Genomic DNA, 20,844 nt, shown 5'->3' on the forward strand with positions numbered 1-20,844 from the left:
AAGCTTGCGTAACGATTTAGGAAAACAGAATGTCTCGACCTGTCGTCGGTATCATCGGCAACTCATACCTGATGAACGATCAATATCCGACCCATGCCGGAGGGACGATGAATTCGGACGCGGTCGCCAATGTCTCGGGCTGTCTGCCGCTCTTGATCCCGGCGGACCCGCGCTACGTGAGTGTCGAGGAATTGCTGGAAGTTTGCGACGGTTTTCTGCTGACCGGCGGGCGGCCGAACGTGCATCCCGAAGAGTACGGCGAACCGGCAACCGATGCCCATGGCGAGTTCGACCGCGCGCGCGACGCGATCACCCTGCCGCTGGTGCGGGCCTGTGTCGAACGGGGTCAGCCGTTTTTTGGCATCTGCCGGGGATTTCAGGAGGTCAATGTGGCGATGGGCGGCACGCTCTACCCCGAAATCCGGGATCTGCCGGGCCGCATGAACCACCGAATGCCGCCCGATGGTACGCTGGAAGAAAAATTTGCCCTTCGGCATGTGGTGACGCTGACCGAGGGGGGCGTGTTTCACCGTCTGATGGGCGCGCCCGAGGTCATGACGAACACGTTGCACGGGCAGGGGATCAAGTCCGTTGGGCAGCGGATCGTCATCGACGGTCACGCCCCTGATGGCACGCCCGAGGCGATCTATGTGAAAGATGCGCCCGGCTTTACGCTCTCGGTGCAATGGCATCCGGAATGGGATGCCGTCAACGATCCGGTTTCACGCCCGCTGTTCCAGGCGTTTGGCGCTGCGGTGCGTGCTTGGTCGACAGGCTCGTCAGCGGGGTTGATTCAGCAATCCGCTTAAAACGCGCGCCGATCCGGGAGAGAAGAACCGGATCGGCGCGCCGTGATCAGACCAGCAGGTTAAACTGATTGATCAGAGGCAGTGTCCGCGCCCGTTCGCCGGTGAGATCGAACAGGGCATTGCCCAGTGCCGGCATCGACGGGGGCGTGCCGGGTTCCCCCGCGCCGCCCATATGGCGGTTGGTTTCCAACACGCGGACCTCGACTTCGGGGGCGGTGTGCATCCGTACGGCGTCGTAGTCGGGGAAGTTGAACTGCTCGACCTCGCCATCGGAAAAGGTGATCTCTCCGAAGCAGGCCGCGGACAGACCGTACATCATGCCACCGAACATCTGCGCCTTGACGTTTTCGGGGTCCAGCGCAAGCCCCATGTCGCAGGCGATCCACGCCTTGTTGATACGGATGGTGCCGTCTTCGTCCACGACCTCGATGACCTGCGCCACCGGCGTGCCGAAGCTATAGGTCAGGGCGACGCCGCGCCCGACGCCCGCCGGGGTCTGACCCGTCCAGCCCGACATCTCGCGCACAGCTTCCAGACAGCCCGCCGAGGGGGCGTGTTCGGATCCGGCCAGTTCCAGCCGGAAGTCAAGCGGATCGCGCCCGGCCGCGTGGGCCAGTTCGTCCATGAACGTCTCATGAAAGAACCCGTTATGGCTGTTGCCGACTGACCGCCAGAACCCGACGGGAATATCCAGATCGGCGATATGACCGCTCATCCGATAGTTCGGGACGGCATAGGGTTGGTTAAAGAAGCCTTCGACCAGCACCTTGTCGGGCCCTGCCGGGGGCAGCCCCGTGTACCGCGTGACAGCCTGCTGTGTGCAGGATTGCGCGGCGACCTGACCGTCGATCAGAACGGCCTTGCCATCTTTGACCGCGCCCCGCATCCGGGCAATCGCGCCGGGGCGGTAATAGTCGTGCCGCATGTCTTCTTCGCGGCTCCAGGTCGTCTGGACCGGAATGCCGGGCATGGCCATGGCGACTTTGGTAGCAATCTCGCCAAAGTCCAGCTCACCCCGGCGACCGAAGCCGCCGCCAAGATAGGTGGTGTGGATCTCAACCGCATCGGTGTCCAGATTGGCGACATTGGCCACCCGCATCTGGATCAGCGTCGGGGCCTGGTTGCCGCACCAAAGTTCCAGCGCGTCGCCTGTGAACAGGGCGGTCGCATTCATCGGCTCCATCGTGGCGTGGGCCAGATAGGGCACCTGATACTCGGCCGAAATTTCAGTGGCGCCTTCGGGCAAAACACTGACATCCCCATCGTCCCGCATGGTCGAGTTTGGCGCGTCATCGAACGCCTCGGCGATCCGGGCGAAAACGGCGTCGGTCTCGGGCGGGTAGGGGGCTTCACCCCAATCCACGTCAATCGCCTCGACTGCCTGATTGGCCAGCCAGGTGTTGCTTGCGACAACCGCAACCCCTGTGCCCAGATCGACGATCTTTTCAACACCGGGCATGTCCCTGGCGGCACTGTCGTCATAGCCATTCATGACGCCGCCCAGCCTGGGGTTCATCCGAACGCTGGCGAATTTCATGTCGGGCAGGCGCACATCGACGCCGAATTCTGCCGTGCCGGTGGCTTTGCCGACCATGTCCAAACGCGGTTGTGTCCGCCCCAGATAACGCCATTCGGACGGATCACGCAGCGGCACCTCCACCGGGTCGAACTTGGCCGCGTCCATCGCAAGGTCGGAATAGGCGATCTTGTCGCCATTGGGAGTAATGACATGACCGGACGCGGTTTGCAGCTGTGAGGGATCAACACCCAGCCTGTCCGCCGCCGCGCGTTTCAGCGTCTCGCGCGCGGAAGCTCCGGCTTGACGCATCCGTTCGAACCCGTCCTTCATCGATGTCGAGCCGCCGGTGACCTGAAGGCTCAGTACCTTGCCGACCACACCCAGCGCCTGGCCCAGATTGTGCTGGAAATTGGAGATGTCATAGCCCTTGTTGGGCAGACCTTCTCCCATCAGGGCTGAGTTGTAATAGGCGGCAGCCGCAGGTCCGTGCAGAACGTTGATCTGATCCAGATCCACATCCAGTTCTTCCGCAATCAGCGCGGCCCAGGTTGTTTGAACGCCCTGTCCCATCTCGGCCCGCGGCGCGAACAGGGTGACACCGTTCTGGTCGATCAGAACAAACGGGCTGAGCGCGGCTTCGCCGTCACCGGGTTTCAGCGGGTTTTTTGCAGGCCGGTTTACATAATAGGCGCCAAACGCCACACCGCCAACAATGGCGGCTGAACCGATCAGGAACGTACGACGGAGGATTTTACCAACGGATGCCATTGCTTACGCCTCCTTCAGCTTGGACGCCGCATCGTGAATCGCGGCGCGGATGCGGGGATAGGTGCCGCAGCGGCAAAGGTTGCCCTGCATGGCCTCGTCAATGTCGGAATTTGTGGGTGCCGGGTTTTCCGCCAGCAACGCGGCCGCCTGCATGATCTGGCCCGACTGGCAATAACCGCATTGCGCGACCTGATGGTCGACCCAGGCTTGTTGGATCGTGGTCATCGCGTCCGGCGCGCCGATGCTTTCGATCGTGGTCACATCGCCCCACACATCCGACAGTGTCACCTGACAGGATCGAACGGCCTCACCGTCGATATGCACCGTGCACGCCCCACAGGCGGCGACACCGCAACCGAACTTGGTGCCGGTCAATCCGATTTCGTCCCGCAGGACCCAAAGCAGGGGAACGTCATCGGGCAGGTCCACCTGATGTTGCTTTCCGTTGATCGTTAGGGCCGTGGCCATGGCGCACCTCTCTGTCGTAGCTGTGGCTGGTTTCTGACATAGTTGGCTTAAAATGTCAGGATGTCAATTGACAAAATTAACAGAAAGTGTCACGAGTTCAGATATGACGGGTACGATTGATGATTCACGACAAAGGGCGATCCTGACTTCGGCCTTTCAGGCGTTTGCCGCCTATGGATTCCGAAAGACCTCGATGGATGACATAGCGCGCGGAGCCGGGATGTCCCGTCCGGCCGTTTACCTGCATTACAAGAACAAAGAGGCCATCGTCAGCAAGCTGACGGAGTTCTATTACGCCGAGAAAACCGCTGCGGTGGCAGCGGCGCTGGCGACGGAAGGTTCAGTGTCCGACATTCTGACCCGCGCGATTCAGGCCCAGACCGAAGGGATGGCGGCAATTCTGGCCTCGCCGCACGGGCTTGAGATGCTGGACACCACCAAGTCCATGTCGGCCGAGATCATCTCGCAGGGCGAGGCCGGGTTGGCGGATTTGTACGCGACCTGGCTCCGGCAGGAAGACAAGCTGGGGCGGCTTCGCCCGATGGTGGACCCGGATGAAACCGCAAAGACGATTACCGCCACGCTCAAGGGCCTCAAGATGACCGGCACCGATGCCGGGGAATATGAGAACCGCGTGGCGCAGCTGGCCGCCCTGATCGGCGCCGGGCTGGAGGTCAGGTAACGCGCTGGCGGATCTTGTATTCCGGTGTGTCCCACAACCGGTTCTGCATGATGTCCGCCAGAATATCGACCGCACCTTCAACGTCTGTCTCATCGATATAGAGCGGAGTGAACCCAAACCGCATGATGTCAGGTGCGCGGAAATCTCCGATCACGCCGCGCGCAATCAGGGCCTGCATGGCGGCGTAGCCATGGCTGAAGCGAAATGAAACCTGACTTCCGCGTTGCATCGGGTCGCGGGGGCTGGCCAGTTCCAATTCGGGGCAGGTGGATTCGACACGTGCAATGAACAGCTCGGTCAGTTCAATGGACCTGGCCCGCACGTCCGACATGTCGGCCATGTCCCAGATGTCCATTGCCGTAGAAAGTGCAGTCATCTGAATGACAGGCGGCGTGCCGACGCGCATCCTTTCGATGCCGCTGCCGGGGCGATAGTCCAGATCGAAGGCAAACGGGGCCTCATGCCCCATCCACCCGGACAGTGCCGGGCGCACACGTTCTGCCAGACGCGCGGCGACATAGATAAAGGCGGGGGCTCCGGGGCCACCGTTGAGATATTTGTAAGTGCATCCTACGGCGAAATCGGCATTGCAGCCGGACAGGTCCACCGGAATCGCTCCGGCGGAATGGGCCAGATCCCAAACGGTAACGGTTCCGTTTGCATGGGCCAGCTCGGTCAGCGCCTTCATATCGTGCATCCGGCCGCTGCGGTAATCCACTTCGGTCAGCATCAGCACGGCCACATCTTCGGTGATGTTCTGCGCCACGTCCTCGGGCGCCACGACACGCAGTTCGTAGCCGGGCCCAAGTGAGCGCAACAGACCATCGACCATGTAAAGATCAGACGGGAAGTTGCCGCTGTCCGACAACACGACCTTGCGATCCGGGCGCAGCTCCAGCGCGGAGGCCACGGCCTGATAAACCTTGATTGACAGGGTGTCGCCGATCACCACGCTTCCGGGTTCAGCCCCGATCAGACGGCCGATACGGTCGCCCAGCCCGGTCGGCAGGCCCATCCATCCGGCCTTGTTCCACCCGGTGATCAGCATCTGCCCCCATTCCTGAACCAACATGTCATTCACCCGGGCACCGGCGGCGCGCGGCAGAGGTCCAAGCGAGTTCCCGTCCAGATAGATGACGCCTTCCGGCAGGTCGAACATGGCTTTGGTGGCGGCAAAGTTTGTCATGGGAATCCAGCTGATTGTAGGGTCGAAGGCTCGGGTCAAATGGCTATCTGATCACGATACCTGTGTCCATCTTCGATGCCTGCGCCTGAATTCGCAATGAAGATTGGCGGATTTCAGGCTGCGACCAACTGTAGTTTTGCCATTTGTGGCGGAAAACGGTAGTTGATCAGACAAAAGCGACACACTCGCGCGTCTTCCAGGCCGAAAGAAACAACGAGATGCAAAAAATCGACATTCCTCCGGTCTGGTTGGTAGGCTTTGCGGTTCTCGCCTGGCTACAAGCGCGCCACTTCTCGCTGGGTTTGTCACTGGACAGCGGGTTAACGGATCTCCTCAGCGGTATTTTGATCGGCGGGGGTGTGGTTCTGGCCGTTCTGGCCATTGTCGAATTTCGCCGCCACCGGACCACGGTCATCCCGCATGAGACACCCACCGCACTGGTTCAGAGCGGTATCTTCAAGCGCAGCCGGAACCCGATCTATCTGGGCGACGTGCTGATCCTGGCGGGTTTGATCCTGAGATTTGATGCGGTTTTATCGCTGGTATTGGTGCCTGTGTTCGTGTGGGTGCTGGAGCGCCGTTTCATCCTGCCCGAAGAAGACCGTCTGCGCCGAACCTTCCGGGCGGATTTCGCGCGATACGAGCGGCAGACCCGCCGCTGGATCTGAGGGTGTGTTCGTTGTGACACAACGTAAAAAATGCTGCGCTTGCGAAATAATATTGCGCAGGGTAGATGAAAGCTTGATGAACAATACCGACCACCTGCTCTGTCAGAGTGAAAATTAGGGGGATAGCACCGGTGAAGATAGGCACACCAAAAGAGGTACTGGACGGTGAGAACCGTGTAGCGATGACGCCGGACTCGGCGCGTCAGTTACAGAAACTGGGCTATGAGTGCCTGATCGAAAAGGGCGCCGGCGCCGCCGCAGGGTTTTCGGATGCGGCGTATGAGGACGCAGGTGTCGAAGTGGTAAAAACCGCGGCGTCGCTCTGGAAGGCGGCCGATATCGTTGCCAAGGTCCGACAGCCCACTGAAACCGAGCTGAAACGGCTGACCAAGGGCAAGACGTTGATTTCGTTCTTTAATCCTGCTGGGAATGAAGAAGGGATGGAACTGGCCAAGTCCAAGGGCGCCAATGTGATCGCCATGGAAATGGTGCCGCGGATTTCCCGCGCGCAGAAGATGGATGCGCTGTCGTCGATGGCCAATATCGCGGGCTATCGTGCGGTAATTGAGGCCGGCAACAACTTTGGTCGCTTCTTCACCGGTCAGGTGACAGCCGCCGGGAAAGTGCCGCCTGCCAAGGTGCTGATCGTCGGTGCCGGTGTGGCCGGGCTGGCCGCCATCGGCACCTCGACCTCGCTGGGTGCGATTACCTATGCATTCGACGTACGCCCCGAAGTGGCGGAACAAGTCGAATCCATGGGGGCCGAATTCGTCTATCTGGATTTTGAGGAAGAACAGCAGGACGGCGCGGCCACCGGCGGTTATGCCTCGGTTCAGTCCGAGGAGTTCCGCAACGCCCAGTTGGCCAAGTTCCGCGAGCTTGCGCCGGAAATGGACATCGTCATCACCACCGCCCTGATCCCGAACCGCCCGGCACCCAAGCTGTGGCTTGAGGATATGGTCAAGGCGATGAAGCCGGGCTCGGTCATCATCGACCTTGCGGCCGAGCGCGGCGGCAATGTCGAAGGCACCGTGCCGGACGAAAAGGTCGTCACCGACAATGGCGTAACCATCGTCGGCTATACCGATTTCCCCAGCCGGATGGCGGCGCAGTCGTCGTCTTTGTACGCGACGAACATCCGCCACATGATGACCGACCTGACGCCGGAAAAGGACGGTCAGGTCAATCACGACATGGAAGATGACGTGATCCGTGGTTCCACCGTGACCTATGAGGGCGAAATCACCTTCCCGCCGCCGCCGCCCAAGGTGCAGGCGATCGCGGCGCAGAAGAAACCCGAGGTCAAGGAACTGACTGCAGAAGAGAAGAAGGCGCAGGAAATTGCGGCCTTCAAGGCGCAGACCAAGCAGCAGTTTACCCTGCTGGGTGTCGGCGGCGCGCTGATGCTGCTGGTGGGGCTGATTGCTCCGGCAAGTTTCATGCAGCATTTCATCGTCTTCGTGCTGGCGATATTTGTAGGCTTCCAGGTGATCTGGAATGTCTCGCACAGCCTGCATACACCGCTGATGGCGATCACCAACGCGATCTCGTCGATCATCATTGTTGGGGCTTTGATGCAGATCGGGTCGGGGTCGTTCCTGGTCATTCTGCTTGCGGCGCTCAGCGTCTTCATGGCCGGGATCAACATCTTCGGCGGCTTCCTCGTAACCCGGCGCATGCTTGCCATGTTCCAGAAATCTTAAGGAGGCCGGGCACATGGAATTTGGCTTCACTACCGCCGCCTATGTCGTTGCGGCTGTCCTTTTCATCCTTTCGCTCGGCGGTCTGTCGAACCAGGAAAGCGCCAAGCGCGCGGTCTGGTATGGCATCGTCGGTATGGCTTTGGCGGTTTTTGCCACGCTGGTTGGCCCCGGTTCGGGTCTGTGGTTGCTGTCACTGCTGCTGATCGCCGGGGGCGGGTTTATCGGTCAATACGTGGCGCAGCGCGTGCAGATGACCGAGATGCCGCAACTGGTGGCTGCGATGCACTCGCTGGTCGGTCTGGCGGCTGTGTTCGTGGGCTTCAATGCGCATTTTGAAGTTCTGAACGTTGCCGAAGTGATGGCGGTCGCAGATGCCTCGAAAGACGTGCTGTACACCGGGCTCGGTGGGTTTGCCCAGCTGATCGCCAAGAAAACTCCGGCGGAACTGTCGATCCTGCATGTGGAACTGTTCCTGGGCATCTTCATCGGTGCGATCACCTTTACCGGGTCGGTCGTGGCCTATGGCAAGCTGGCGGGCAAAGTGACCTCGGCGGCGACCAAGCTTCCGGGTGGCCATGCGCTGAACGCGGCCGCAGCGGGTCTCTCGCTGATCTGCCTGATCTGGTACACCGCAACGGGTGGTTTCTTCCCGCTGTTCCTGATGACGCTGGCCGCGCTGTTCATCGGCTATCACCTGATCATGGGTATAGGTGGCGCGGACATGCCGGTGGTTGTGTCGATGCTGAACAGCTACTCGGGCTGGGCCGCGGCGGCGATTGGCTTCTCGCTGGGCAACGACCTGCTGATCGTGGTTGGCGCGCTGGTGGGCTCGTCCGGTGCGATCCTGTCCTACATCATGTGCAAGGCGATGAACCGCCACTTTGTCAGCGTGATCCTGGGTGGTTTTGGCGGCCCGCAGGGTGAGCAAATGGCCGTTGAAGGCGAGCAGGTGGCCATCGATGCCGATGGTGTCGCGGCTTCGCTGAATGACGCCGACAGCGTAATCATCATCCCCGGTTACGGCATGGCTGTGGCGCAAGCGCAGCAGTCGGTTTCCGAACTGGTCCGCAAACTGCGCGCCAAGGGCAAAGAGGTGCGCTTTGCGATCCACCCGGTTGCCGGCCGTCTGCCGGGTCACATGAACGTGCTGCTGGCCGAGGCGAAGGTGCCGTATGACATCGTTCTGGAAATGGACGAGATCAACGAGGACTTCCCGGAAACGGACGTCGCCATCGTGATCGGCTCGAACGACATCGTGAACCCAGCGGCGCAAGAGGACCCCAACAGCCCCATCGCCGGGATGCCGGTGCTGGAATGCTGGAAGGCCAAACAGGTATTCGTGTCGAAACGCGGGCAGGGCACCGGGTATTCGGGCATCGAAAACCCGCTGTTCTTCAAGGAGAACACCCGCATGTTCTATGGCGACGCCAAAGAGTCGCTGGACAAGCTGCTGCCGATGATCGAATGATCTGCGGCTAAGCAGACCACAGAAAGGCGCCCCAACCGGGCGCCTTTTTCGTTTTTGCTGTACCCTCATGGCGAAGGAGGTGCCCCATGGAGAAAGTGAACGGCATAGGCGGCGTGTTTTTTCGCGCCAAGGACCCAAAGGCGTTGAGCGCCTGGTACGAAAAGCACTTGGGTGTCAATCATTACGACCCCGTGCCGTGGAAGCAGCGAGAGGGTTACACGGTCTTTGCCCCCTTCGCACAGGACACCGAGTATTTCGGGCGGTCTGATCAGCAATGGATGATCAACTTTCGCGTCGATGATCTGGCTGCCCTGACAGCTCAGCTTGAGTCCGCCGGGATCACCGTTGAAACGCACCCCGACTGGGACAGCGAGGTCGGAAAGTTTGCCCGTATTCACGACCCCGAGGGCAATCCCATCGAGCTGTGGCAGCCAAATCAATGAGATAGCGGATTTGTATACCGTCGTATCCTTGTAAGTATATGAAATAAAAAGAGAATTGATGTATTCGGCTTCTGCCGTATAGTGCTCCGGATGGAACGGAGCTTTGAATGACGCCGATCGACGATCATCCGCTGCGCTATGCGCTGGCCAACGAACTGCACGCGCGGCCATTTCCGGTTGCGGCGACGCCCTGTACGGTGGTTTTCCTGGCGATCAAGAAACCGGTTGCTGCAGTGGCGCGCGACCGGGGTGAGGATATGGCCCATCTCAAAGACCTTCTGGATCGTCACGGGGCGCAGCACCCTCAGCCGGGCGCGACCCATTACGCCGGACAGATCGGTCGCCACTGGCTGAAATGGGAACAGCACACCGAATTCGTGACGTATACCGCGATCACACAGAACGTAAGCGACCGCCCGTTCAACCCCGCCGATTTCGAGGTCTTTCCGCCCGACTGGTTGATGGCCAGCCCGGGGCAGCGCGTTACGTCGGCGATGATCCGCGTGGTCGAGCGTCAACCGGACGAGGTGGTCAAATCCACCCTGGCCGATTGGTTCGAACCCGAAAGCCTTGCCGTGGCCCGCGTGCTGGACGATGCCGCCATCTGCGCCAGCGATTTCCGCATCGACCCTGCCGGACATATGCGGTTTGCGCTGTTCGTGACCCAAGGCACCGGGCGGCGCAGGACGGGGCGGATTATTCAGCGCCTGTGCGAGATCGAAACCTACAAGGCGATGTCCATGCTGGGATTTGCCCGCGTCAAACAGCTGATGCCGCGCATCGGTGAACTGGACGGCAAGCTGACCGGGCTTATGGGGCAGATGACCGACAATGCGGCACATCCCGATGAACTGCTGCCGGATCTGCTGTCCATCTCGACCGAGCTTGAAACGCTTTCGGCGCGGTGTTCCTTCCGGTTCGGGGCGACGGGGGCCTATGAGGCCATCGTGAATCAAAAAATCGAGGTGTTACGGGAAGAACGTTTTGAAGGCCGTCAGAGCTTTGCCGATTTCATGATGCGCCGATACGATCCTGCAATCCGCACCGTGAAAGCGACCGAACGCCGTCTTCAGGCCCTGTCCGACCGGGCAATCCGCGCAGGAGAGCTGCTGCGCACGCGCGTGGATGTCGAGCGCAGCGCGCAAAACCAGGCGCTGCTGGAAAGTATGGACCGCCGCGCCGATCTGGCCCTGCGCCTGCAACACACGGTCGAAGGGTTGTCGGTGGTGGCCATAAGCTATTACGCCGTCTCTCTGACCGGTTATCTGCTGTATCCGCTGACCAAGGCCGGTATCAGCAAGGGCATGTTGACGGCTGCGGCGACGATTCCGGTTGTTCTGATGGTTTGGATCGCGATCCGGCAAATCCGCAGGCGGCTGGAGTAATCCGCAATTGCCAAATGGCCCCCAGCCTGTAGAACAGAGGCGTTTGACGCATTCTGCGAAGGATTTCCCGTGATCGGACTAGTCGCTGCGTGGCGGGCAGTTGCCGCCATGTTCATCCTGAACGGTGCGCTGTTTGGCATTTGGGCATCCCGCATTCCCGCTGTGCGCGACCGGCTGGACCTGACGCATGAGGCGCTGGGCTATGGCCTGTTGTTCATGGCGGCGGGGGCGGTGTGTTCTTTTCCGGTGACCGGACGGCTGACCGACCGGTTCGGAGCGGTGGGCCTGACGCGGGTCGTCGCGGTCCTTTACACGCTGTCCCTGATCCTGCTTGCCCTGGCCGACGGGTTCTGGGTGCTCGCCGCATATCTGTTTGTTTTCGGGGCCTTCCATGGCTCGATGGATGTCGCCATGAACGCCTGGGCGGCTGAGGTCGAACAATCCTACAAAAAGCCCGTCATGTCCTCATTCCACGCAATGTGGAGCCTAGGGGCCGGGCTGGGCGCGCTCAGCGGGTATGGGGCTGTGCAGATGGGGCTGACGGTGATGCAGCACTTTTTGCTGGCCGGCGGGGCGGTGGTGGCGCTGGCGCTTGCCCTGTCCTGGGTGCGATGGACGTCGCGCAAGTCCGGGCTGTCTGCGGGTTCGGTCTTTGCCCTGCCCACCGGCGCGCTTGTCCTTGTCGGTTTTTCCGCGTTGTGCGGGGCGTTGGGGGAAGGGGCCGTCGCGGATTGGAGCGCGATCTTTCTGCGTGACGTGACTGGGGCGGCCGAAAGTGTCGCGGCGCTGGGATATGCAGTATTTTCAGTGACCATGGTGGCTTTCCGGCTGGCGGGTGGCTTTGTCATCGCCCGGTTTGGTCCAGTTGCAACGGCGCGCTTTGGCGGTGCATGTGCGGCGCTTGGGGTTCTGGGTGTTGTGACCGCGTCGGGGACCGGGCTGGCATTGGCTGGATTTGCCCTGATGGGCGTGGGGTACGCGGTGATCATGCCATTGGCTTTCAGCCGGGCAGCCAGCGATCCGAACGTGCCGCCAGGCCAGGCAATCGCCAGCGTCGCCACACTGGGATACGGAGGGCTGTTGATCGGTCCGCCCCTTATTGGGTTTCTGGCCGAGATGCTTACATTACGTCTGGCGTTCACGGCCCTGCTGCCCCTGGCCGCTGCAATCATCCTGTTGTCCGGCGCGCTGCGGCCGGTCGACCCGAACTGAATTTGATGCCGCCCGGCAGGGTGGCAGGACACCGGACACGCGATCCGGTCAATGAAGATGGGAGAAGACTATGCCGATCAAAAACCGTTTCGCCGAATTGCAGGGTGAAATCACCGAATGGCGACGCGATATTCACGAGCACCCGGAAATCCTGTTCGAGACCCACCGCACAAGCGCATTGGTCGCGGACAAGCTGAGGGCCTTCGGCTGCGATGAGGTCGTGACCGAAATTGGCCGAACCGGTGTCGTCGGCGTTATCAGGGGTAAGGCCGATACCGGCGGCAAGGTGATCGGATTGCGGGCGGATATGGACGCGCTGCCGATTCTCGAGGCGACCGGTCTGGACTATGCATCCAGGACCGACGGTGCGATGCACGCCTGCGGCCATGACGGGCATACCGCGATGTTGCTGGGGGCCGCGAAATATCTGGCTGAGACACGGAATTTCGACGGCACCGTTGTCGTGATTTTCCAGCCGGCCGAAGAAGGCGGCGGCGGCGGGCGCGAGATGTGCGAAGACGGCATGATGGACCGCTGGGGCATCCAGGAGGTCTATGGGATGCACAACTGGCCCGGCCGCCCCGTCGGCAGTTTCGCCATTCGGCCCGGGGCGTTTTTCGCGGCCACCGATCAGTTTGATATCACCTTCGAAGGCAAGGGCGGTCACGCGGCCAAGCCTCATGAGACGGTCGATACCACTGTGATGGCGGCCCAGGCCGTTCTGGCTTTGCAGACGATTGCCGCACGTAATGCCGATCCGGTGGACAAGGTTGTAGTTTCGGTGACGTCCTTTGAAACCTCGTCCACGGCTTTCAACGTGATCCCGCAAACGGCGGACTTGAAAGGAACCGTTCGGACCATGAGCAAGGAGATGCGCGATCTGGCCGAAAAACGGATCGTCGAAATCTGCAACGGCGTGGCCGCGACCTTTGGGGGTGTGGCAAAGGTTACCTATTACCGGGGCTACCCGGTGATGGTGAACAGCGACGAACAGACCGATTTCGCTGCGGATGTGGCGCGGTCCGTCTCGGGCAGTTGTGACGAAGCGCCGTTGATTATGGGAGGTGAGGATTTCGCCTTCATGCTCGAAGAGCGGCCGGGCGCGTATATCCTTGTTGGCAACGGCGATACTGCGGCGGTGCATCATCCCGAATATAATTTCAACGATGAGGCTATTCCCGCCGGGTGCAGCTGGTGGGCTGAGATCGTCGAACAGCGGATGCCGGCGGCTTGATGGGTCGGGCGGGGGCTCTGCCCCCGCACCCCCGAGGTATTTTTAGCCAGATGAAGCCGGATCGGCGCCCTGCATATTGAGTTGGACACTGAGGGTATCAACGATGGCGTCCAGCGCCGATTTTTGTGTGTTTACGCAGGATTTCGCCGCGGCGCGTGCGGTGTTCAGAGCGCTTTCGTCGGACAGCCAGGCGGCAACCGCCGCGGCCAGTTCGGGGGCGGATGTTACCTCGATCGCGCCTCCGGCCGTGATCAGCGGGGCAAAGGTTTCGGCGAAATTAAAGTAACCCGGTCCGGTAATCACGGCAGCACCTGCCTGTGCAGGTTCGAACGGGTTATGGCCGCCGATCTCTTTCAGTGAGCCGCCCAGAAAAACGATCGGGCAGAGTGCGTACCAGGTGCCGGTTTCACCCAGCGTATCCGCCATGTAGACGGTTGTATCTTGTGTTATCCTTGCGTCTTGGGACCGGATGGCCATATTCTGCCCGGCCTTTTCAACCAGGGCCGTCACGTCAGCGCGGCGTTCGGGGTGGCGCGGGATCAGCAGCAGCAGGAGATCGGGCCAGCGTTTCAGCAGTTCTTTGTGAGCGGCCAGAACGGTTTCTTCTTCACCGGCATGGGTGGAACTGGCAATCCAGACCGGGCGGTTTCCGACCTGAGTTCGGATGTCGGACAGGGTTGCCTGATCCACCGGCAAGGGCTCGGACATTGCCTTGAGGTTGGTGCCCGGTTGCACCCGGTCGGGTGGTGCGCCCATAGCGATCAGGTTTTTGGCCGTTTTGTCATTCTGTGTCAGGAACAGGCGGAACCGCTCCAGGATGAACCGCGCTGTTTTCGGGCGCTTTTTCCAGCCATTGACAGACCCGTCAGACAGGCGCGCATTGAGCAGGGCCAGTGGCACGCCGCGCCGGGCACCTTCAACGATCAGGCGTGGCCAGATTTCGCTTTCGACGAAGATACCGGCATCCGGACGCCAGTGATCCAGAAAGCGCTGCACGGGCCCCGCAGTGTCCAGCGGCGGATACTGGTGACGCGTACGAGGCGGCATGCGCTTTTCGATCAGTGCGGCAGAAGTAGGCGTGCCCGAAGTGATCAGAAATTCGGCGTTCGGCAGGCGTTCTCCCAGCCGTTTGATCAGGCTGATGACCGAGAGCGTCTCACCTACGCTGGCCGCATGGAACCAGATCAGTTGGCCTGCGGCGCGCGCCTGTGTGGCGTGTCCAAGCCGTTCCAGTTGGCGCGCGTCGGCGACGTTGGCGGCCCGCAGTTTGTTGCGGACCGTCCGCCAGACCAGCGGGCGCGCGATGGAGGTGAGGCCGCAGTACAGGTGGTAAAGCAGCGTTGGTCGGCCAGACGGAACCGGCATCTCAGCCGCCCGTGTGGCTCATGTGGCGGCTCATCTTGCCGTCGACCGACTGGCGGGAGTAATCGAAATCATGACCTTTGGGTTTCAGGTTGATCGCCGCGCGGATCGCGTTTTCGAGCGGTTGCTCGGTCTCGGGATGATCACGCAGGGCGCCGCGCAGATCGGCCATGTCTTCCTGACCAAGGCACATATACAACTCACCCGTGCAGGTCAGCCGAACGCGGTTGCAGCTTTCGCAGAAATTGTGGGACAGCGGTGTGATGAAGCCGATCTTTTGGCCCGTTTCCTCCAGCCGTACATAGCGGGCGGGCCCGCCTGTGCGTTCCGCCAGATCGCTGACGGCAAAGTGGTTTTCGTATTCCTTGCGGACGTCCTTGAGCGACCAGTATTGATCCAGCCGGTCCTCATTGCCGATGTCGCCCATCGGCATGACCTCGATCCAGGTCAGATCCATGTCGCGTTCGGCGCACCATCTGGTGATTTGGGGCAGTTCTTCTTCGTTGAACCCTTTCAGCGCCACGGCGTTGATCTTGACCCGAAGCCCGGCATTTTGCGCCGCGTCGATACCGTTCAGCACCTGTTTCAGCCGGCCCCAGCGGGTGATCTGCGCAAACTTGTCCTCATCCAGCGTGTCCAGCGATACGTTCACCCGGCGGACGCCTGCCGCAAAAAGATCATCGGCAAAGCGGTGCAGTTGCGAGCCGTTGGTCGTCAGCGTCAGTTCCTTCAGCGCGCCGCTTTCGAGGTGTCGGGTCATCGAGTTGAAAAAGGCCATGATATTGCGGCGCACAAGGGGTTCGCCCCCTGTGATGCGCAGCTTTTCAACCCCCAGCCTGATGAAGGTCGAACACATCCGGTCCAGTTCCTCCAGCGTCAGCAGGTCTTTCTTGGGCAGAAACTTCATGTCCTCGGACATGCAATAGACACAGCGGAAGTCACAGCGGTCCGTGACGGAGACGCGGAGATAGGTGATGGCGCGGGCAAACGGGTCGATGAGCGGAGCAGTCATGCGACATAGGTAAAGCTGACCCATGCCTGCGACAAGAGCGAACTTTCCTTTGTGCTGGTGCAGATGCGCGCAGAACGGTAGGTTTGCGGCATGAGGTATGTGCTTTTGACATTCTGTGTTCTGGCGGCGGGCTGCGAAACTGTTCGGTCCACGACCGACCGGGTTTTTGGCGGCGACAACGCGCCGAACGCGGCGGAACCGGCAGCGGTTGAAGAAACGGTTGAAACAATCCCCGAACCCGAGCCCGTTGCGGCCACAGCCGCAGGCTGGACCGGGGCCAAGACCACCATTGCGGGGCTGGGCGATCCGACCACGCCCGGTCGATGGTTGGAAACACCGCTGGTCGATGTCGAATTCACTGGCCGGGTGGTGGTGCCCAGAACCGGGGCGCAGGCCTATATCACGCTGGTACCGTCACCGGGTCCGGAAAGCGGTGGCAGCCGGTTGTCGCTGGATGCGATGCGGGCGCTGTTGCTGCCGTTCGACGAACTTGTCGAGCTTGAGGTCTATTCCAACTGATCTTTCAGGTATTTGGCCGCTTCCCGGCGGGCAAATGGCTTTAACCCATCGCCATGCAAGTTCAGGAATGCAATCACGCGGGCCGGATCGTGTTTGGACAACTCGCGCAGCCACCAGGCAATTGCTTTCTGGATGAACCAGTCGCGGTCTGAGACATAACCTGCCGCCCAGCCGAGGATACGGTCGCGGTGCAGCAGATCGTCAGGCTTCGGATGGTTCTGCTTGGTCCAGGGCAGGGTCGCCACCAGTGCCGCCCGCCGGGTCCACATATGATCGGAACGCGTCCAGCCTTCGACCTGATCCAGGCGCGCCGGATCGGCTGCAAGGCGTTTCTGCATTGCCATGCTGGCGTGATCGGCAACGGCCCAGGCGTCGAAATCCGGCAACCAGCTTTGTAGCAGGTCCCAAACGCCGTCATCCGGCCGGATACGCGCCTGTGTCAGCAGTTTTGCGGCGGCAAGACGCGCCTCGTGAATATCAGTTTGCCACAGCGCATCCGCCAGCGCCACGCGCGCAGGGACGTCCAGTTCCCGACGCCATGCCTTGGTCAGATCGTTCAGGACCGGGTTGGCGACGCCCAGATAGGGGCGGTCCGCCTTGTGATAGGCCGCCATCTGTTCGGCCCGCTCGGGATCGGCGTGAGCCTTGATCTCGTCGAGACGGGCGTCGGGCGTCATGAGCTTTGTACGCGTGTCGATTTGCCGTCGATGGTGCGCTGGTTCTTTTCGGTCCAATACGCGCGAATGTCGTCGTCGGACTTGCTGTCGACCCATTTCTGCATGGTGTCGCGTTCGGACTGATATTCCATGAACGGAACCGCATAGCCGCAGGACGTCTGAACCAGATCGATATCCATATCATAGATCTGTCGGGCGCTGCGGTGGGCCGGGAAGTTCTCGGCCAATGCGTCCCAACCCGCGTCCCCCAGATGCACCGTACGTGCCGAACCGTAGGTGCGCAGGATCAGCGGACGGGTGGTGAATGAGCACCACATCAGCGTCATTCGGTTGGTTTCAAGCAAGTGGCCTGCGGTCTCATTGCCGCTGCCGGTCAGGTTCATCCAGACGATCCGGTTGGGTCCCAGAACCCGCAGCGAATCCATACCCTTGGGCGAGATATTCACCCGGCCTTCGGGTCCCGCGGTGCCAACGAAAAACATGTGCTGTTCTTCGATGAACCTGCGCTGCATTTCGTCAAGTTCCGGAAATTGCTTGGCCATGTCTCACTCTACCGTGACTGATTTCGCAAGGTTGCGCGGCTGGTCGACATCGGTGCCCTTGGCGACGGCCGTGTGATAGGCCAGCAGCTGTGCGGGGACGGAATAAAGGATCGGTGCCAGGTTCGGGTGGATATATGGCATGCGGATAACGCTCCAGACTCCGTCTTCGGCGTCAGCGATCCCGTCGTCATCTGACACCAGAATGACCCGGCCCTTGCGCGCCATCACTTCCTGCATGTTTGAAACGGTCTTGTCGAAAACTGCATCGCGCGGGGCCATGACGACCACCGGCATATGCTTGTCGATCAGAGCAATCGGGCCGTGCTTGAGTTCGCCCGAGGCGTAGCCTTCGGCATGGATATAGCTGATTTCCTTGAGTTTCAGCGCGCCCTCCATTGCCAGCGGATACATCAGGCCGCGCCCCAGGAACAGCACGTCGCGCGCCTCGGACAGGCGCTGCGCGGATTTGCGGATAGACCGGCTTTGATCCAGCGCGGTGTTCAGAACGTTGGGCAAACCGCGCAGGGCGGCGGCATGATCCGCCAGTGCCTCTTCGCTGAGCGTGCCCCGGTCGGCCGCAGCCTTGAGCGCCAGCATCAGCAAAACGCTCAGCTGGCAGGTGAACGCCTTTGTCGATGCCACGCCGATTTCGACCCCGGCATGGATCGGCAGGGCCACGTCGCTTTCGCGTGCGATCGAACTTTCGGGGACGTTGATGACCGAAACGATCTTGTCTGCCTTACCCTCGCAATACCGCAGCGCTGCCAGAGTGTCGGCGGTTTCGCCCGACTGGCTGACAAACAGCGCGGCCGTGCGGCTTGGAATGGGCGGCTCGCGATAGCGGAACTCGCTGGCGATATCGACCTCGACAGGCAGTTTTGCAAGCTGCTCGAACCAGTATTTCGCGGTCAGGCAGGCATAGAATGCCGTGCCGCAGGCAACCATCGTCAGCCGGTCCAGCTTGGTGAAATCCAGATCGCAGGGCAGCACGATCTCGTCCTTTCCGGTCGGCAGGTAAGACCGGATCGCTTCGGCCACGACCACGGGTTGCTCGGCAATTTCTTTGGCCATGAAGTGCTTGTGACCTGCTTTGTCGGCCCGCGACATGTCGAGTTTGATCTGGCGCGTCTCGCGATTGGCCAACTCTCCGGCCTCATTGCGGATTTCCAGTGAGGTGCGGGTCAGCGCCGCACGATCGCCTTCCTCAAGATAGGTGATGCGATCCGTCAGCGGAGCCAGCGCAATCGCGTCGGAACCCACGAACATCTCGCCAACCCCGTGCCCGATTGCCAGCGGAGATCCCTTGCGGGCCGCGACAATCAGATCGTCCTCGCCATCGAACAGAAAGGCCAGCGCAAAAGCGCCTTCCAGACGGTCGATGGTCTTGTATGCGGCCTCGACCGGCGACAGGCCGGTCTTCAGATAATGTTCCGCCATCAGGGCAACGGTTTCCGTGTCGGTCTCGGTGACGAACCCGACACCGTTTTCGGCCAGCTCGGCCCGCAACTCGCGGTAGTTTTCAACGATCCCGTTATGCACCACGGCCACCGGTCCGGCCTGATGCGGGTGCGCGTTTGTGACCGAGGGCGCGCCGTGCGTGGCCCAGCGGGTGTGCCCGATGCCCGACTTGCCCGGCAGCGGATTGTGCACCAGAAGGTCGCTGAGGTTCACCAGCTTGCCCACGGCCCGTCGGCGCCCCAACGCGCCGTCATTGACGGTGGCAATGCCCGCGCTGTCATAGCCACGGTATTCCAGACGCTTCAGCGCCTCGACCAGAATGGGGGCGGCTTCGTGTTTCCCCAATACGCCTACAATTCCACACATGGGTCAGGCTCCTTTGTCGCGGCGAGCCTTCTTCGCCTTCAACATGTCAAACAGTTTACGCGCATAACCGGGCTTGTTGTCCTGCCGGGCGCGGGCAACCGCCAACGCGTCAGGTTCAATATCCCGCGTCACCACCGTTCCGGTTGCCGTCATCGCGCCATCGCCCAGCGTCACCGGTGCCACCAGCATCGTGTTTGATCCGATAAATACGTTCTCGCCGATGGTGGTTCGGTGCTTCATCACGCCGTCATAGTTGCAGGTGATCGTCCCTGCGCCGATATTTGTCGCCGCCCCGACCGAGGCGTCGCCGACATAACTCAGATGGTTGACCTTTGCGCCCTCGCCGATCTCGGCATTCTTGATTTCGACGAAGTTACCGATGCGGACGTTTTCCGCCAGTTCCGCGCCGGGGCGCAGCCTTGCATAGGGGCCGACCGTGGCACCCCGGCTGACATGACACCCTTCCAGATGCGAAAACGCGCGGATCGTCGCGCCGCTTTCGACCGTTACGCCGGGACCGAATACAACATTGGGTTCAATTACCGTGTCCCGGCCGATTACAGTGTCGGCGGCCAGATAGACGGTTTCGGGCACCATCAGAGTAACACCCAGTTCCAGCAGCGCCGCGCGGGCCTGCGCCTGAAACACCGCATCCGCCGCAGCCAGATCGGCGCGGGAGTTCACGCCCAGCGTCTGTGCCTCGTCACAGGCAACCGCTGTGACACTCAGGCCGCGGTTGCGGGCGATCTCGACCACGTCGGTCAGGTAATATTCTTCGGACGCATTGTGATTTTCAACCGCGTCGATCAGCGCGAACAAGGTTTGCGCGTCGCAGGCCAAAAGGCCCGAGTTGCAAAAGGTAATCGCGCGTTCCTCATCCGATGCGTCCTTGAATTCGACAATCCGTTCCAGACTGTTGCCGTTCATCACCAGACGACCGTATCGCGCGGGGTCCGCCGCCTCGAACCCCAGAATGACCAGATCGTTTTCGGCGCGGGCCGCGATCATCCGTTCCAGCGTATCAGGCTGCAGGAACGGCGTGTCGCCGTACAGGACCACAACATCGCCGTCGAATTCGGACAGCGCGACGCGCGCCTGTGCGACGGCGTGGGCCGTGCCCAATTGCTCTTGCTGAATTGCGATCTGCGCGGTTTCATCCTCGGCGGCGGCGATGCTGGCAACGGCCTCGGACCCGTGCCCTGTGACAATCACGGTACGCTCGGGCGACAAAACTGCACCGGCGCGCATGGCGTGGACCAGCATCGGCGTCTGGGCAATCGGGTGCAGGACTTTGGGAAGATCCGAATTCATCCTGGTGCCTTTTCCGGCGGCTAGGATGACAAGGGCAGTGCTCATGAAAACG

The 20,844-nt window shown here is 61.1% G+C and carries 19 protein-coding genes; 10 read left to right on the top strand and 9 right to left on the bottom strand.

The window, feature by feature from the left end:
- The first annotated feature begins 29 nt into the window (after positions 1–29).
- On the top strand, positions 30–809 hold the full coding sequence (locus ACXAC3_RS09275; protein WP_475159059.1) for a gamma-glutamyl-gamma-aminobutyrate hydrolase family protein: 780 nt from the start codon (positions 30–32) through the stop codon (positions 807–809).
- A 46-nt stretch (positions 810–855) separates the two neighbouring features.
- Here the strand turns inward: ACXAC3_RS09275 and ACXAC3_RS09280 are convergent, their stop codons facing one another.
- Together ACXAC3_RS09280 and ACXAC3_RS09285 are read right to left on the bottom strand one after the other, a co-directional pair.
- On the bottom strand, positions 856–3,096 hold the full coding sequence (locus tag ACXAC3_RS09280) for a xanthine dehydrogenase family protein molybdopterin-binding subunit (RefSeq protein ID WP_475159060.1): 2,241 nt from the start codon (positions 3,094–3,096) through the stop codon (positions 856–858).
- A 3-nt stretch (positions 3,097–3,099) separates the two neighbouring features.
- A complete protein-coding gene (locus tag ACXAC3_RS09285; protein ID WP_475159062.1) occupies positions 3,100–3,564 on the bottom strand; it encodes a (2Fe-2S)-binding protein in 465 nt (154 codons plus the stop codon).
- Between the two features lie 103 nt (positions 3,565–3,667).
- Here ACXAC3_RS09285 and ACXAC3_RS09290 point away from each other — a divergent pair, with 103 nt between their 5' ends.
- Positions 3,668–4,246: a TetR/AcrR family transcriptional regulator gene (locus ACXAC3_RS09290; protein ID WP_475159064.1), complete on the top strand. Its 579-nt coding sequence runs from the start codon at positions 3,668–3,670 to the stop codon at positions 4,244–4,246.
- On the opposite strand, the gene kynU is transcribed toward ACXAC3_RS09290, so the two are convergent.
- On the bottom strand, positions 4,239–5,432 hold the full coding sequence (kynU, locus tag ACXAC3_RS09295) for a kynureninase (RefSeq protein WP_475159066.1): 1,194 nt from the start codon (positions 5,430–5,432) through the stop codon (positions 4,239–4,241). The genes ACXAC3_RS09290 and kynU overlap by 8 nt on opposite strands.
- Positions 5,433–5,650: 218 nt before the next feature.
- Here kynU and ACXAC3_RS09300 point away from each other — a divergent pair, with 218 nt between their 5' ends.
- The 7 genes from ACXAC3_RS09300 to ACXAC3_RS09330 all read left to right on the top strand — a co-directional run bounded on the left by ACXAC3_RS09300 (position 5,651) and on the right by ACXAC3_RS09330 (position 13,545).
- On the top strand, positions 5,651–6,100 hold the full coding sequence (locus ACXAC3_RS09300; RefSeq protein ID WP_475159067.1) for a methyltransferase family protein: 450 nt from the start codon (positions 5,651–5,653) through the stop codon (positions 6,098–6,100).
- Between the two features lie 131 nt (positions 6,101–6,231).
- Positions 6,232–7,803, top strand: a complete 1,572-nt coding sequence (locus tag ACXAC3_RS09305) for a Re/Si-specific NAD(P)(+) transhydrogenase subunit alpha (protein ID WP_475159069.1) — start codon at positions 6,232–6,234, stop codon at positions 7,801–7,803.
- A 13-nt stretch (positions 7,804–7,816) separates the two neighbouring features.
- The gene (locus tag ACXAC3_RS09310; RefSeq protein WP_475159072.1) at positions 7,817–9,271 is read left to right on the top strand and encodes an NAD(P)(+) transhydrogenase (Re/Si-specific) subunit beta; all 1,455 of its coding nucleotides are present in this window, start codon (positions 7,817–7,819) and stop codon (positions 9,269–9,271) included.
- Positions 9,272–9,357: 86 nt separating this feature from the next.
- Positions 9,358–9,714 carry a VOC family protein gene (locus tag ACXAC3_RS09315; RefSeq protein ID WP_475159075.1) on the top strand — a complete coding sequence of 119 codons (357 nt, stop codon included), beginning with the start codon at positions 9,358–9,360 and terminating at the stop codon, positions 9,712–9,714.
- 107 nt (positions 9,715–9,821) lie between these two features.
- Positions 9,822–11,099 (top strand): DUF3422 family protein, encoded by a 1,278-nt coding sequence (locus tag ACXAC3_RS09320; RefSeq protein WP_475159079.1) that lies wholly within the window; start codon positions 9,822–9,824, stop codon positions 11,097–11,099.
- 69 nt (positions 11,100–11,168) lie between these two features.
- Positions 11,169–12,311, top strand: a complete 1,143-nt coding sequence (locus ACXAC3_RS09325; protein ID WP_475159080.1) for an MFS transporter — start codon at positions 11,169–11,171, stop codon at positions 12,309–12,311.
- A gap of 70 nt (positions 12,312–12,381) precedes the next feature.
- Positions 12,382–13,545 carry a M20 aminoacylase family protein gene (locus ACXAC3_RS09330; RefSeq protein ID WP_475159083.1) on the top strand — a complete coding sequence of 388 codons (1,164 nt, stop codon included), beginning with the start codon at positions 12,382–12,384 and terminating at the stop codon, positions 13,543–13,545.
- Between the two features lie 42 nt (positions 13,546–13,587).
- Here ACXAC3_RS09330 and ACXAC3_RS09335 read toward each other — a convergent pair whose 3' ends face one another.
- The gene (locus tag ACXAC3_RS09335) at positions 13,588–14,910 is read right to left on the bottom strand and encodes a 3-deoxy-D-manno-octulosonic acid transferase (protein ID WP_475159084.1); all 1,323 of its coding nucleotides are present in this window, start codon (positions 14,908–14,910) and stop codon (positions 13,588–13,590) included.
- Position 14,911: 1 nt separating this feature from the next.
- On the bottom strand, positions 14,912–15,919 hold the full coding sequence (gene moaA, locus ACXAC3_RS09340) for a GTP 3',8-cyclase MoaA (RefSeq protein WP_475159087.1): 1,008 nt from the start codon (positions 15,917–15,919) through the stop codon (positions 14,912–14,914).
- Positions 15,920–16,009: 90 nt separating this feature from the next.
- On the opposite strand from moaA, the gene ACXAC3_RS09345 reads away from it, so the two are divergent.
- Complete coding sequence (locus tag ACXAC3_RS09345; protein WP_475159089.1) at positions 16,010–16,438, top strand: hypothetical protein; 429 nt, start codon at positions 16,010–16,012, stop codon at positions 16,436–16,438.
- On the opposite strand, the gene ACXAC3_RS09350 is transcribed toward ACXAC3_RS09345, so the two are convergent.
- Genes ACXAC3_RS09350 through glmU form a run of 4 tightly spaced genes read right to left on the bottom strand, consistent with a single transcriptional unit; the run spans position 16,426 to position 20,837 of the window.
- On the bottom strand, positions 16,426–17,115 hold the full coding sequence (locus ACXAC3_RS09350) for a DNA alkylation repair protein (protein WP_475159091.1): 690 nt from the start codon (positions 17,113–17,115) through the stop codon (positions 16,426–16,428). The two genes, ACXAC3_RS09345 and ACXAC3_RS09350, sit on opposite strands and share 13 nt — an antisense overlap.
- Entirely contained in the window at positions 17,112–17,657 is a 546-nt protein-coding gene (locus ACXAC3_RS09355) for a pyridoxamine 5'-phosphate oxidase family protein (RefSeq protein WP_475159092.1), read from the bottom strand. The genes ACXAC3_RS09350 and ACXAC3_RS09355 overlap by 4 nt, the downstream gene beginning before the upstream one ends.
- A 3-nt stretch (positions 17,658–17,660) precedes the next feature.
- Positions 17,661–19,481 (bottom strand): glutamine--fructose-6-phosphate transaminase (isomerizing), encoded by a 1,821-nt coding sequence (glmS, locus tag ACXAC3_RS09360; RefSeq protein WP_475159096.1) that lies wholly within the window; start codon positions 19,479–19,481, stop codon positions 17,661–17,663.
- A 3-nt stretch (positions 19,482–19,484) separates the two neighbouring features.
- A complete protein-coding gene (gene glmU / locus ACXAC3_RS09365) occupies positions 19,485–20,837 on the bottom strand; it encodes a bifunctional UDP-N-acetylglucosamine diphosphorylase/glucosamine-1-phosphate N-acetyltransferase GlmU (RefSeq protein ID WP_475159097.1) in 1,353 nt (450 codons plus the stop codon).
- Positions 20,838–20,844: the final 7 nt, after the last annotated feature.

The sequence above is a fragment of the Ruegeria sp. ABV4_181 genome, assembly GCF_056158465.1.